The following is a 14,281-nucleotide window of genomic DNA, read 5'->3' on the forward strand; positions in this document are numbered from 1 at the left end:
ATGTTTATCGATACTTTTATTTTTTGACTTCGACCGACTTAGCAAAACCCACAATGTCGACCAAAGGGATTTTGGCGCCATAATGTTGATTGACGGCCTTGATCACCTCATTTGTAATAATGGCCTGTCCGAGCGGTGAGGGGTAAATCCCGTCAGACGAGAAAAAATTACCGTAAAGTGTTCCGTCGACTAAAACGCCGTCGTCTGTCACATAGCCGCCCTTATGAATGCGCTGATAAAGGTCAAAGAGATCGACAACGGCCAAATCTTTTTTTACAGCATACTCTCTTATTTTATGATTGTAATAAAGGGCAGGATCGGACATATAGCATTCGCCAGAATCTAGAACTTCTTTGTCTTCGAGATTAGCCATGAAAGCATCACCATCTTTAAATCTTTCAAAAAGGCTATGCAGTTTTGCTGTCGGGATTAGGGAAAATGGCTTTGCACTGTTTACCAGCCCATCACCCATATTGTTTTTATTAAAGGTGATGTGTACCTCCGATGCTCTTTTTTTTAATTCTTCGGTCGAATACCAGTTCATATAGGCAAGATCCTGGAAACGAGGAATTGTGAAAATAACACCTTTTTGACCCTTGTTTAAGATATTATTTATCGCTGAGTCAGTGATCTTGCCTGTATTCATGATCGAGCCGTTAAAGCAGTAGTCCCAGAGCCCTACTCGGCCGACCGTTTGAATTCCATACATCCAACGATCAAAAAATTCTTCAATGACTACGAAATTGTAAGGTATTTCAGATTTGATTGCGTCAAATGCTTCTGATAGATATGGACGCAGGTAATGTTTAAATCGCGAAAGAAAAAGCTTATTTAGGTCACAATTTACGCAATCGTTGCCCATCATAAACCGTTCTGCACTACCATCTGGCAAAGCAAAGTTGGAAATTTTACCTTGATATTCAGGCATCGTCGGCGTACCCAGCAACACAGAAACCGTATTATTCACAACCCGGTCCCATTGTGGATATCCATTATCCGTATGCCGATATACGTAATAACCTGTGCCGTTATAATGTTCTTTTTCGAAAAGCGGCATCGCGAAATTTTTGATACCCATCTGGTGTGCGAGCAGATTTGTGTAGTTGCTTTGCTGGCTTTCCCGGGTGATGCCGCCATTCATGACGCCAGCAGTTAATCCACCTCCGAAAGCGACCATTTCCATTTCCTGTCCCGGTTTAAGAATCCGCCCGAAATCGGCCAGTGGGACGGTTGTGGACAGCCATTCTTCTATTTTAAGTGCTGGCTGTCGTTCGAGGTTGTCGTGAATCATTTCCGGATATTGTCCCATGGGATGGATTCGCATAAAGGGTCCGCGCGTTCGAGCCGAATCTTCGGCCGTAGGGATGTAGACAGGTTCGATAGGTTTGGGGTCAGGCCATTTGGGCGTAGGCTGATTACATGCAACAAGGGTAACTAATAGCAATAACTTCTTCATTTGTAGTTTGTTTTAAATGAAACAGGTAAATAGGGCATTCATTCGGAGTCACCGAAAAACTGAGCTCTGCCAAGCAGGGTTGCCACTGACTATTAGCGTTTCTTTTTAAATCAAGCCGAGAAGATGATGTTGAGTCGTGACGCGTGCAGTTGTATTATCTGCGATAATATGCCTTAATAATAGTTCATATGATTAGCATAAATGGAAAAAAACAGAGAACGATGTTTCTCCGGTCGATGCTAGTTATTTAAAGGAGAATTAATAGTGAACTGTCCGCAAATACTGGGTTAGATTTGTTTGCCCCTAAAATAGAATGCTTGTTCAGAGCGGATTCAAATCAACATTGGCCCCGTTTGTAATTCTATTTCCGGAAGACACGAACGCATAGCTATCCATTTTTAGATGGAGATAGAAATAGCCCGGCGCCAATCTCAATAATGAATCTATCGATCTTACAGCCGGATCTTGGTTATATGGGGTAAAGGCGCATGTCACGGTGTCACCCTTAGATTCTCTCACAATTTTAACAACAGTGTTTTTTCTGGGTCTGAGTATCACTGATATGGAGTCCGTTTTTGAAACGAGGGCAAATACCGACGAATCTTTTTGGACAACGCAGGTGCTGATTAGCTTCATAAGTATCTCTGGGTTCAAAAACTTAATGTTACTAAAAAAGGCTAAAAGTATAAACGTCAGTAGTAAATGCAAGACGCACCTGAGGAATGTCACAAAGTTATTTCTTACGACAAAATTGCACGGATCAAAAAAGTCTTACCGCCTTAGTTGTCATGTATATTTTCCGATTTAATCGCTGATAGCTACTTTTGATTTTAAATTAAAGATAGCCCAACATGATCTCAAACAAGCCAACTTTTCTCTGGACTTCGCCTTATACTTTATGTTGGTTAAGCATACCTTTTATTCTTCTTGTGGGACTGTTATTTGGGGGGCATACTCTAGACTTTCAGCTTTACGATACCTACTATGTGGTTGCTATACAGCAATATGTTATAGCCGTAGCAATACTTATGTGGTTTTTTGGGGTAATATATTGGACAATGGACAAAACAGGCAAAAAGTCCAACTATATGTTATCCTTTCTACATATTGCGACAACATTATTAATTCTTACCATTATAGCTTTGCCGTCATCCGGGATTACTGGTTCCTTTGAAACTCCTTTTGCGATCCTGATTGTATTCGCAGCATCTCAAATCGCTTTCTTAGCCAATGTCTTCCTCTCGTTTCTGAGGAAGTGAGAGACTCTGGACCAGCCGAACAAACCCGTGGGAAACGCTTTTAAAATAATCATCGCACAGAACGCTATTTTTTTTGCTTAAACCTGTAACGGATCCCCCAACTGCCTCGGATGATCGCCGAACCTTCTGAAATGATTGGCGCCAATTCAATGTGGAACCCGAAATTCTTTGCGGGAAAAGGAAAAAAATGAGCTCCGATAGGTGCGACCAGGCCTGCAATATTGTTAGCCCGCCCTCCCAGTCCCGCATACACTTCTACGTCTTGTTTATCAATAAACTGGTAGGTAGCGACCGCTTCTATCGACATATTATCCAGATGCGTGTCTATCCCCACACGGAGTTCCGGAACAAACCGCTCTGCCAACTCATAATTAAAGCCTATAAATGGCAAGTTGGATTGATGAACGCTCACGCCGAACTGGGCAAAAGCGATATCTGCCGAGAAAAAGCAAAAAATGACTGTCAATAGCCTAAACAGGTTCTGGATCACGGAATTGAATTTTGGTCTGAACTAACGAATTATATCACAAATAGAAGAAAATCCTTCTACGAATCTTAATTGTGAATAAATAAATAACATTCAGGCAACCGTTTGGGCGATGAGTTGCTTATTATAACAATTCATCCAATATGATATTTTGGTAACACTTTCCATAATCCAGGAAGCTCAAAAAAAGGATACTCTTGCACAGAGAAAGGTCTTCGAGCTTTACGGAAGAATGTTGTTTAGATTGGCTAAGCGCTATTTGGTCGACCAGGCCAAATCGGAGGACGCAGTATCTGAGTCTTTTTATATCATATTTAAAAAAATGGATGGCTGTCATTTCATTGCCGTCCCACCATTTGAAATGTGGATGAAGCAGATCGTCGTGCATGAATGCCTGAGGATTCTGCGGAAGGAGAAACGTTTTGAAGTGCTAACCGAGCAGAATCATGATAGCTGCTCAATCGACGATGCGACGGTTGAATGTCTGACTGCGGCGGAAATTTTCAGAGTAATAGAGGGCCTACCTGCGGGATACCGCACCGTATTCAACCTGCACGAAATTGAGGGTTACTCGCATACTGAAATTGCCGAATTGCTGGAAATAAGTCCGGGTACTTCGAAATCGCAGTTAAGCAAGGCGAAAAATATACTTCAACAAAAAATCATTGACCTGGACCCGGCTTATGCAAAACGAAAAATTGTTTGATAAAATAAAGCAGGCGGCCCTGACGGAAACCGCAGGGACTGCTGAATATGATCCGGAAAATATCTGGTCAAAAATTCAAAATAAGGATAACCGGAAATCCCGCGTGCTCTGGTGGCTGTATATGGCTGCTTCGGTTGTTTTTATACTGATCTTTCTGGTAAACCTGCCTGAGAAGCAGCAAAAAATCCGTGTGGCAAATAGTAAAACAAGGGAGACCACACCTCAGCACAACCCTGCGGAACACACCAGAAAGGAAATCGACAGACCTGCTATCTCTTCCAAATTGCCAGCCTCTGAAAAAAGTATAGCTCGCAAAGCTATAACGGAACAACGATTATCAGAAGCCAAACAAGAACCAGCCAGCATTGACATGAGCATAACTGGCTTACAAATTCCTGAGTCAGGACTCGAAGAATATCAAACGGCCTTTCGTGCGGATTCAACCACAACGCCAGTAAACGACAAGCAGGATCTTCAACAAAAAGGAGAAAAAGTATTGATTGCCAACATTGCTTTGCCTGAGCAGGAAATCGAACAGTCCGGTTTACAACGCATTTTTAATCAGGTGAAGAAAGACAGGGAGGCGCGAAGAATGCGACTGCAATTCAACAGAAATGTTGGCAAGCTGACATTGTGGTCCTTGGTGCATCAGAGTTTTTTTGAACATCCACCGGCAATCAAAAACCCCAGGCAGCCACAGACAATCCATCATTAATTAAATATACGTTAACCAATTTATTAGCCATGAACATGCTTTTTTTTGCCATCGGGACAATCCTTTATCCCTTATGCACGCCAACAAAACCTGATACGATCATTCTCAATGCAGGAAACAACAGCAAAATTATTTTTTATGGCAAGTCTGCGGCAGATCTACAACAGCTGGAAACAATTGATCTTAACAAGATACTGAAAGAGCTGAATACGGCACAGGCTGGCGCGCAAAAGTCTGACAAGCAATATATTAACTTAGATAATCAAGAATTCATCAGCGAACCTATCGAACCGACCAGAGGTCAGCGCTATCTGGCCAATACATTCCTGAACCTGCACATTGGCGTTGGATACAATGTCAATCGCTACACCTTTTTCCAGGCGCCGCCCGCTTTACTGAACCACCCTACCGGCAGGCTGACGAATGACATTGTGATGGAAAATTTAATGACAAGCAGTTTGTCGGTCGTGCATGATATGAAGTTTGCAACCCGGCCAGGATATGACATTTCTTTACGCTATGGAGCGGGCATTGGGCTGAATATTCAGCGGTTCCTGCATTGGAACCTCGTCTGGCCCGTGCCAAATGAAGATATAAAACAGGTAACCGAGCGGGCAAAAGAGTTATTGAAAGAAAATCAAATTACCCCGTTGAAATCGGATTTCAATGCGTTCCAGAGTTTTATACAGGTTACACCGCGCGTTGTGTTGAAGAACAGAAAGGGTTTGTCGACCTTTTACTTAAACGTAGGGGCCAGACTGAACTATAATAGAAATTTCCAAAACGCAAACCCCTCGCAATATGCCAATGCGGTAATTGCCAGCATTTCCTCTGGCCCGACGGCTTCGGACGAAAAGAGCCCGATCACAACAGGAGGTGGGTATGGAGTTTACGGCAAAAAACATACATTCGGAATAAGTTATCTCGCAGAAATGGGTTACAAATGGATAGGGCTTTTTATCGTATACTATCCGGAATATATCCCACTTACTACCAAACCGATTAATGGCACTGATAGGCTAAACTCCGGCTTCATAAATGGAAAAAAGGGGAGCATTGGTTATGTTTCATTTGGGGTTAAACTTGGTCGTTAGGAAAGCCCTTGCCGAAAAGAGGTCTAAAACCGGACAGAAACCGTCCGGTTGTGAACACTGAATTTCTTTTAGTGTTATTCTAATGATTTGTTAGTCAGGGGCTTATTGAGATAAAATTTGCTGGCAAGCTATTTAATCAGCAAATATGGAAATAATAGCGTTTATGAATAGGAATTATCTGGGAGAGTTTGAGGAACTCATTCTTTTGGCCGTCGCAGTGCTGGATGGACAGGCTTATGGGGTTGCCTTATTGCACGAGCTTACGGAGAAAAACGGAAGACAAGTGCGGCTTAATCAGGTCCACTCGGCTTTACAGCGTTTGGAAGAGAAAGGCATGCTTAGATCTGCTTTCGGCGAGCCCACTTCGGAGCGGGGTGGCAAAAGGAAACGGCTTTTTACGATAACTGCCTTGGGACAACGCACACTGCATGAGATTAAGGAAGTACGCGCCAGCTTTTGGAGCAGACTGCCAAACTTTCCTAAACTTTCAATTACTGGATAACCATCTATTTGACATGAAAAATCCACCCCGCCTTGCAAAGCGATTTCTGAAATGGTTTGTAGCGCCGCACCTGTTGGAAGTGATCGAGGGCGATTTGGAAGAAGAATTTTCTTTCCAGCTTAAATCAGTGGGAGCCCGCAAAGCCAGACTTCGTTACTGGTTCGAGGTACTGGGTTTTTTTAGGTTAAGATATATCAAAAGGAAGGCAAGCCCCGATTTTTACAATCCACTATTCAGCCAGTCTATGTTTAAAAATTACTTCAAAGTGGCCATTCGCCAGCTGCTTAAAAACAAATCGCTTTCTTTCATAAACATTCTGGGACTGTCACTGGGAATGGCATTTGCGCTGCTCATTGGAATGTGGGTGCGGTTTGAAATCAGTTTTGATGGATTCAACCAGCATGCAGACCGTATTGCATTAGTGATGAAACACTCGCTGATGAATAACGAGAAAAATACTTCTGGGTCTGTTATGATGCCGGTTTATGATGAACTCCGAGGCAATTATCCTGAAATCGAGCAGGTATCGCGGCTTGATTGGGGCAGTGTACATAGCCTCGTGGCAGGTGACCGCAAGTTTAAAAAGGAAGGATACTATGTTGATCCTTCTTTCCTAAAGATCTTTACCTACCCAATCATAAAGGGAAATCCGGAAACTGCGCTGACCGATCCTAATAGTATTGTACTGACCCAATCGCTCTCAAAAGCCATTTTCGGGAATACAGATCCAATCGGAAAAGTCATCAGGATCGACAACAAATTTGATATTCAGGTTACCGCAGTGATTCAGGATGTACCCGCAAATTCGTCGTTGCAATTCGAATTTCTGGCCCCGTTTGAGTTCAATGTAGCCAACATCCCTGACGTGCGGGAATCAAAAACACGCTGGAACAACAGTTTCATCGGTGTGGTCCTGCAAATGAAAGAAGGCGTGAATCTGGACGCCCTTTCTAAGAAGATTGGCCCGATGCTCAAGAACAAAGATCCGTTTATAAAAACACAAATGTTATCGCTTTATCCGATGAAGCGGTGGCACTTATACGATGATTTCCAGGAATGGGTCAATACCGGCGGACAGGTTATTTATGTAAGGCTGTTCGGCATCATCGGTGCGTTTGTATTACTCATTGCCTGCATCAATTTTATGAATCTCAGCACGGCAAGATTCGAGAAGCGGGCCAAGGAAGTCGGTATCCGTAAAGCCGTCGGATCTCAAAGATGGCAGCTCGTTGCACAATTTTTGACCGAATCGATGCTGACAGCATTTTTGGCATTCATATTGTCTTTATCGATCATGTGGCTGCTGCTACCTCACTTAGGGGAACTGGGCTTTAAAAATATCAAGCTTGATTTCACTGACTTGTCATTATGGGGGACTGTTTTGGGAGTTTGTTTGCTAACAGGTCTGCTGGCGGGCAGCTATCCTGCGGCTTACCTTTCTTCTTTTGTTCCGGTTAAAGTATTGAAGGGGAAATTGCAGCAAGGTAATGCGCCGGTCAACTTTCGTAAGGTGCTGGTCGTTTCCCAATTCTTTATCTCAATTGCGCTGATTATAGCCTCGGTAATCGTTTATCAACAGGTTAATTTTGCCAAAAGCCGCTCCATTGGGTATAATCCCAATAATTTGATCACGCTGGATGCAAGCAGCGACCTGATCAAAAATTATAATGCGCTCAAATACGATCTGTTGAAAACCGGCCACATTGAAGCCGTGGCCAAAGCGTCAAGTTCCATGACCTGGATCAACAATGATTTTACGCATTTTAGCTGGGAGGGGAAGGATCCGGGTAATAATGTTAGTATTAATGTGGTGATGACCGACTGGGATTACGAAAAAACGACCGGACTCGAATTTATAGCCGGTCGATCCTTCGATAAGCGTTACAGTACCGACAGCGCAGCCGTAATTTTGAACGAAGCTGCATTAAAGCTGATCAACTACGAAGACCCGATCGGCAAAACCATGAAGTTGGGCGACCAGGTGCTGACTATCATTGGGGTGACTAAAAATGTATTAATGCAAAATCCATTCGGTGCGGTTAAGCCAGGAGTAATATTGTTTAATGGCAACAATGTTAATGCTTTGCTAATCCGACTAAAAGATCAGCAAAACCTGTCCAAAGCTTTGGCGGCTATCCAGCCAATTGTCGATAAATACAACCCATCCGTGCCTTTCGAGTATCACTTTGCTGATCAGGCATTTGAGCAGAAATTTACCTTAGCCAATCAGATGGCCAGGCTTGCCGGAATCTTTGCTTCTTTGAGCATTTTTATCTCGTGCCTCGGGCTGTTCGGTTTAGCCATGTTTATGGCAGAGCGTCGTACAAAAGAAATTACGATCCGTAAAATTCTGGGAGCAACGGTTACTAACCTGTGGCTGCTTCTGTCCGGCGAATTTATCTGGTTAGTGGGAATTGCATGTATTCTTGCTGCGCCAGTCACACTTTGGGCGATGAATAAGTGGCTTCAAACTTACGAGTACCGCATTGCAATTCAGTGGTGGCTACTTCCAGCAACATTCATCACTGCACTGGCAATCGCTTTTGCAACGGTAAGCTTTCAGGCTATCAAGGCAGCATATATCAACCCATCCCAAACATTACGATCGGAATGATTGCCAAGGTGAAGCATTCAAAAAATGAGGCGGGAATTGGCCATGCCGGAGAGCGCATAGCAATACAGGATCCTGTGGTTCCTTAAATAAAGAGAAAAGGGTCAGCTCGTGGTTACAAAAAGGCAAGGCGTATCAGCTGATAATGTCAAGCGATGCGGTTGCCAGTTTGATCCAAAAGTTAAAGCGTTTTTTCTTCTCCATGGACGCAGTGATTTTTTTGCAATATGTGCAGTAAATGTCATGCCTTAAAGAAATACTTTACAAGCGGCTATTTGATTCATAATCAGCACTGCTACATTTTGTTCAGAAGTGACTTATACTGCCAGCGAGCTAGCTATGTAGATTTGGCTGTGATGGCGGAGCTTAAAAGCTTGGTTGAAAACAGAGAGGAAAGTACACCACGATATGGGTTTAACAAGGCCACAACAGAATCCAGGTGAAGATTGTAAGCTGCGCGGGACGATTCGTCTTTAATATTAGCCTTAAAAACTATTGCAATTGTCAGCGTAACTAAAAGCAAAAGGACTTAACTTTTTCAGCTAAGTCCTTGATTTTTAAGTGGGCCCACCTGGAATCGAACCAGGCACCTACTGATTATGAGTCAGTTGCTCTAACCGAATGAGCTATAGGCCCTAATAATTAATGTCAGTTGCCCTAACCGACCGGGAAACGCTTTCCGGGAAACGCTTTCCGGGCAAACGCTTTGTGAGCTGGCCCGTTAAGGAAGCGCAAAATTACGCAATAGCGGCAATTCTCCAAATGATATTGATAAGAATAAGTTCTTTTGTCCGTTGCTTGTTTATTACTTTTGCCAAAAAATTGAGCTTTGAATAAAAGGAAAATAATAAACGACCCGGTTTACGGGTTCATATCCATTTCTTCCGATTTACTTTATGACCTGGTTGATCACCCGTACTTTCAGCGGTTAAGGCGGATCAAGCAACTGGGCCTGGCGGATGTAGTTTATCCCGGCGCGTTGCACACACGTTTCCATCACGCATTAGGTGCTATGCATCTCATGACCCAGGCGCTCAAAGTGTTACAGGAAAAAGGCCATTCCATTTCGGAACCTGAAATTGAGGCGGCGCAAGCGGCTATTCTCTTGCACGATTTGGGTCACGGACCGTTTTCGCATGTTTTGGAAAGTGTTCTTTTGGAGCATGTGGCGCACGAATCCATTACGCTGGTGATGATGAAAGCGCTCAACCGGCAAATGGACGGAAGACTTAACCTGGCAATCCAGATGTTCGAAGGAACCTATCCGAGAAAGTTTTTTCACCAGATGGTTTCCAGTCAGCTCGATATGGACCGGATGGATTATTTGAACCGCGACAGCTTTTATACCGGTGTGATCGAAGGTTCCATCGGTGCAGATCGGCTTATTAAGATGCTCGATGTAAGTGATGACCAGCTTGTAGTAGAGGAAAAAGGATTGCTCAGCATTGAAAATTTCCTGCATGCGCGCAGGCTTATGTATTGGCAAGTTTATTTACACAAAACACTGCTGAGCGCACAGGCAATGCTTACCCAGATTCTCCAAAGGGCCCGGGAATTGTCCGAAAGCGGCGCAACATTGTTTGCCACACCAGATTTTGCAAGGTTTTTGCACAATAATTATAGCCTGGAAGACTTTGATATACACCAGGATTTACTCGAATCGTTCAACGGTTTGGATGATAACGACGTATGGGCTTCTGTAAAGGGCTGGCGAACACACAGCGATGCGGTGTTGTCGACCCTTTGTAAAATGCTTTTGAACCGTAAATTATTCAAGATCACATTCTACGATTCGCCGCCAAACGAAGCACTGCTGGCCGATTTGCGGAGCCAGCTTATTACATCGGGCATTGCGGAGGATCAGACGGATTATTTTCTGGTAACAGGCGAAACAACCAACTGGGCTTATGCGAAAGAACTGGATCCGATCCGGGTAAAAATGAAGAACGGCTTACTGCTGGATATTGCCGATGCGTCCGACATCCCTACCATAAAGGCACTGACTAAGATTGTACGCAAGTACTATGTATGTTGGGCTAAAAATGTATCTTTGCGTGGTTAGTCAGGATCATAATTAGAAAAAGCCTTTTTAAAAATCCATAATTAGTACTCGATATTCGTTACCCGAAATTAGCCGAAAAAATATGAAATTTACTGTCAGCGAGATTGCTCAAATGCTTGATGGAACCATTGTTGGAAATGAAAAAATTACAATTGATTCGGCTGCTAAAATTGAAGAAGGGCGTCCGGGGTGTATTTCCTTTTTAGCCAATAGTAAATACGAACCTTACATATATACGACACAATCTTCCGCAGTAATTGTAAGCAAGGATTTTGTTCCTAAAAAAGAGATTTCGGCTACACTTATCTATGTCGAAAACGCTTACACTGCATTCACTATCCTGCTCGAAGAATATCAAAAGCGCATTGCCAACGGTAAATCCGGCATAGAACAACCCAGTTTTATTGGAGAAAACAGTCAGGTTGGTGAAAATTGTTACCGTGGTGCTTTTTCCTACATTGGCAAAAACTGCGTGATCGGTGACAGCGTTAAAATTTATCCTAACACTTATCTGGGCGATAACATCGAAATTGGTGATAATTCCATCATTCATCCCGGCGTGCGTATTTACGACAATACGATCATCGGTAGAAATTGTGTGATTTTTGCCAATACAGTCATTGGAGGCGATGGTTTTGGTTTTGCACCACAGGCAGACGGGACTTATAAAACAATCCCGCAGCTTGGTAATGTAATCATTGAAGATGATGTGAGCGTTGGTTCTAATTCCACAATTGATTGTGCGACAATGGGTTCCACAATTATTCGGAAAGGCGTTAAAATAGACAATCTCGTGCAAATCGCACATAATGTAGAGATTGGAAAAAATACCGTAATTGCAGCCCAGTCCGGAATCTCGGGATCTACCACGGTAGGCGAACAATGTGTTGTTGCCGGGCAGGTTGGGATCGTAGGACATATTACGATTGCAAATAAAACCAAAATAGGTGCCCAGAGCGGCTTAGGGAAATCAATCAAAAAAGAAGGACTTTCACTATCCGGCTCGCCAGCCAGAGACTTGAACGAACATTTAAGGTCAATGGCGCTTGTTCGAAGGCTACCTGAAATAGAAGAAAGGCTTAAAGATCTGGAAAATAAACACGAAACATCCGATTTTCAGGGTCAATAGCATAACGCCTTTAAGAAGAAAAGGAAATTTATAATGAACGAAAAACAACAAACCATTTCCAAGTCTGTATCTGTAACAGGAGTGGGTTTACATACTGGTGTGGTGGCTACAATGACATTTGTACCAGCCCCTGCCAACCACGGATACAAGTTTCAACGCATTGATTTACCCGACCAGCCAATTGTAGATGCAGATGTCGACAATGTTGTCGATCTGTCGCGCGGAACAACCATTGAACAAAACGGAGCAAGAATCCATACAGTTGAGCATACGCTTGCAGCATTAGTGGGTTTACAAATTGACAACGTGCTCATCCAGCTTGACGGCCCTGAGCCGCCGATCATGGATGGAAGCTCTATCAAATTCGTAGATGCATTGCTCGACGCGGGCATCGAAGAACAAAATGCGTACAGGAATTATTTTGAAGTTCCTGAGTATGTGCATTATATGAATAAAGAAACGGATACGGAACTTGCTGCATTGCCGCTTTCTGATTATCGCCTGACCGTGATGGTCGACTATAATTCGACGGTGATCAGCAGCCAGCATGCATCCCTGAATGATATTACATTATTCAAAGACGATATCGCGGAATGCCGCACATTTGTATTCTTACATGAACTTGAAGCGTTATACAGGCAAAACCTGATAAAAGGTGGCGATCTGACGAATGCAATTGTGATTGTAGACAGAGAAGTGCAGGATGGCGAACTGGACCATCTTTCGCAGCTTTTAAGTAAACCAAAAGTAAGCGTAAACAAGTCAAAAGGCATCCTGAACAACGTGGACCTGCATTATCCGAACGAAATGGCGCGGCACAAGCTGCTGGACCTGATCGGGGATCTTGCACTGGTAGGCCGCCCGATTAAGGCGCAGATATTAGCTGCCCGCCCGGGACATGCTGCCAATGTTGCTTTGGCAAAGAAAATCAAGAAGCTGATTAAATCCGGCAAAGGAGATATTCCACAATATGATCCCAATAAGGCGCCGGTTTTTGACATTAACCAGATCGGACAGCTGCTGGCGCACCGTTATCCTTTCCAAATGATCGACAAAATCATTGCATTGGATGAAAACAGCGTAGTAGGCGTGAAGAACGTGACGATCAATGAGCAGTTTTTCTTGGGGCATTTCCCTGGAAACCCTGTAATGCCTGGTGTTTTGCAGTTGGAGGCGATGGCGCAGACGGGCGGCATCCTGGTTTTGACAAGTGTGCCCGACCCTGATAATTACTGGCCATATCTGATCGGAATTGATGCATGCCGCTTCCGCCGCAATGTATTCCCTGGGGATACGGTGATATTTAAATGTGAATTCACGTCTCCAATGAAAAGAGGGATCGTAAAAATGAGTGGCCGGGGATACGTAGCCGGACAGTTGGTGTGTGAAGCGGATATGATAGCAAGCCTGGTAAAGAAAAAATGACTCAATCATTAGCATATATTCATCCTGACGCTAAGATCGCTCAGAATGTAGAAATTGAACCATTCGCAATGATACATTCCGATGTTGAAATTGGTGAGGGTTCATGGATCGGATCACACGCTGTTATTAATTCAGGCGCGAGAATAGGGAAAAACTGCCGGATTTTTCCGGGAGCAGTAATTGCATCGACGCCCCAGGATCTTAAATATAACAACGAATACACATTCACTATAATCGGTGATAACACCACCATCCGCGAGTATGCGACGATCAGCCGTGGAACCGAGGAGCATTGGAAAACGGTGGTCGGCTCTGACTGCCTGATTATGGCTTATGCGCACGTAGCGCACGATTGCCGGGTTGGAAACAGCTGCATCATTGGGAACAATGTGCAAATGGCCGGTCACGTACATGTAGGCGACTGGGCGATTGTGAGTGCATTAAGTGCTGTACATCAATTTGTTAAAATCGGTTCGCATGCGTTTGTATCAGGAGCAACATTGGTCCGCAAGGATGTGCCGCCGTTCACGAAAGCTGCGCGCGAGCCCATTTCCTATGCTGGGATTAATTCGGTCGGATTGAGAAGACGCGGTTATAGCAACGAGAAGATCAACGAGATCCAGAATATTTATCGCTACATCTACATGAGAGGCCTTAACAATGCGGAGGCCTTGCAAAAAATAGAACTTGAATTACCGCCATCCAACGAGCGGGATGTGGTAATTAACTTTATCCGTAATTCGGAAAGAGGGATCATGAAAAGTCCTTTTCAGACAAACGGAACTACCGAAACCGAAGCACAGCCGTAAGATTTTATTAAGATTTTCTCAAAAAT

11 protein-coding genes and 1 tRNA gene are annotated in these 14,281 nt (G+C 43.7%); 9 read left to right on the forward strand and 3 right to left on the reverse strand.

What is annotated here, in order from left to right; genetic code table 11:
• Positions 1 to 16: 16 nt before the first annotated feature.
• Both MUK70_RS27820 and MUK70_RS27825 read right to left on the reverse strand, forming a co-directional pair.
• Complete coding sequence (locus tag MUK70_RS27820; RefSeq protein ID WP_234657027.1) at positions 17 to 1,456, reverse strand: SGNH/GDSL hydrolase family protein; 1,440 nt, start codon at positions 1,454 to 1,456, stop codon at positions 17 to 19.
• Positions 1,457 to 2,779: 1,323 nt separating this feature from the next.
• On the reverse strand, positions 2,780 to 3,205 hold the full coding sequence (locus tag MUK70_RS27825; RefSeq protein WP_234657028.1) for a hypothetical protein: 426 nt from the start codon (positions 3,203 to 3,205) through the stop codon (positions 2,780 to 2,782).
• A gap of 148 nt (positions 3,206 to 3,353) precedes the next feature.
• Between MUK70_RS27825 and MUK70_RS27830 the strand changes: the two genes are divergently transcribed.
• From MUK70_RS27830 to MUK70_RS27850, 5 genes are all read left to right on the forward strand, one after another.
• Positions 3,354 to 3,908, forward strand: coding sequence for an RNA polymerase sigma factor (locus tag MUK70_RS27830; RefSeq protein WP_234657029.1), 555 nt, complete (start codon positions 3,354 to 3,356; stop codon positions 3,906 to 3,908).
• Positions 3,886 to 4,623, forward strand: coding sequence for a hypothetical protein (locus MUK70_RS27835; RefSeq protein ID WP_234657030.1), 738 nt, complete (start codon positions 3,886 to 3,888; stop codon positions 4,621 to 4,623). Before MUK70_RS27830 ends, MUK70_RS27835 begins: the two co-directional genes overlap by 23 nt.
• A gap of 29 nt (positions 4,624 to 4,652) precedes the next feature.
• Positions 4,653 to 5,717 carry a hypothetical protein gene (locus MUK70_RS27840; RefSeq protein ID WP_234657031.1) on the forward strand — a complete coding sequence of 355 codons (1,065 nt, stop codon included), beginning with the start codon at positions 4,653 to 4,655 and terminating at the stop codon, positions 5,715 to 5,717.
• A gap of 163 nt (positions 5,718 to 5,880) precedes the next feature.
• On the forward strand, positions 5,881 to 6,219 hold the full coding sequence (locus MUK70_RS27845; RefSeq protein ID WP_234657032.1) for a PadR family transcriptional regulator: 339 nt from the start codon (positions 5,881 to 5,883) through the stop codon (positions 6,217 to 6,219).
• A 13-nt stretch (positions 6,220 to 6,232) separates the two neighbouring features.
• Positions 6,233 to 8,833 (forward strand): ABC transporter permease, encoded by a 2,601-nt coding sequence (locus tag MUK70_RS27850; RefSeq protein WP_234657033.1) that lies wholly within the window; start codon positions 6,233 to 6,235, stop codon positions 8,831 to 8,833.
• Between the two features lie 559 nt (positions 8,834 to 9,392).
• Here the strand turns inward: MUK70_RS27850 and MUK70_RS27855 are convergent.
• Positions 9,393 to 9,466, reverse strand: a tRNA-Ile gene (locus MUK70_RS27855).
• 193 nt (positions 9,467 to 9,659) lie between these two features.
• Here MUK70_RS27855 and MUK70_RS27860 point away from each other — a divergent pair.
• The 4 genes from MUK70_RS27860 to lpxA all read left to right on the forward strand — a co-directional run bounded on the left by MUK70_RS27860 (position 9,660) and on the right by lpxA (position 14,255).
• The gene (locus MUK70_RS27860; RefSeq protein WP_234657034.1) at positions 9,660 to 10,892 is read left to right on the forward strand and encodes an HD domain-containing protein; all 1,233 of its coding nucleotides are present in this window, start codon (positions 9,660 to 9,662) and stop codon (positions 10,890 to 10,892) included.
• Positions 10,893 to 10,974: 82 nt separating this feature from the next.
• On the forward strand, positions 10,975 to 12,021 hold the full coding sequence (gene lpxD, locus MUK70_RS27865) for a UDP-3-O-(3-hydroxymyristoyl)glucosamine N-acyltransferase (protein ID WP_234657035.1): 1,047 nt from the start codon (positions 10,975 to 10,977) through the stop codon (positions 12,019 to 12,021).
• 33 nt (positions 12,022 to 12,054) lie between these two features.
• Positions 12,055 to 13,446, forward strand: coding sequence for a bifunctional UDP-3-O-[3-hydroxymyristoyl] N-acetylglucosamine deacetylase/3-hydroxyacyl-ACP dehydratase (locus MUK70_RS27870; protein WP_234604120.1), 1,392 nt, complete (start codon positions 12,055 to 12,057; stop codon positions 13,444 to 13,446).
• On the forward strand, positions 13,443 to 14,255 hold the full coding sequence (gene lpxA / locus MUK70_RS27875) for an acyl-ACP--UDP-N-acetylglucosamine O-acyltransferase (RefSeq protein WP_026628546.1): 813 nt from the start codon (positions 13,443 to 13,445) through the stop codon (positions 14,253 to 14,255). Before MUK70_RS27870 ends, lpxA begins: the two co-directional genes overlap by 4 nt.
• The last annotated feature ends 26 nt before the right edge of the window (positions 14,256 to 14,281 follow it).

The organism is Dyadobacter chenwenxiniae (genome assembly GCF_022869785.1).
GTDB classification, from domain to species: domain Bacteria; phylum Bacteroidota; class Bacteroidia; order Cytophagales; family Spirosomataceae; genus Dyadobacter; species Dyadobacter chenwenxiniae.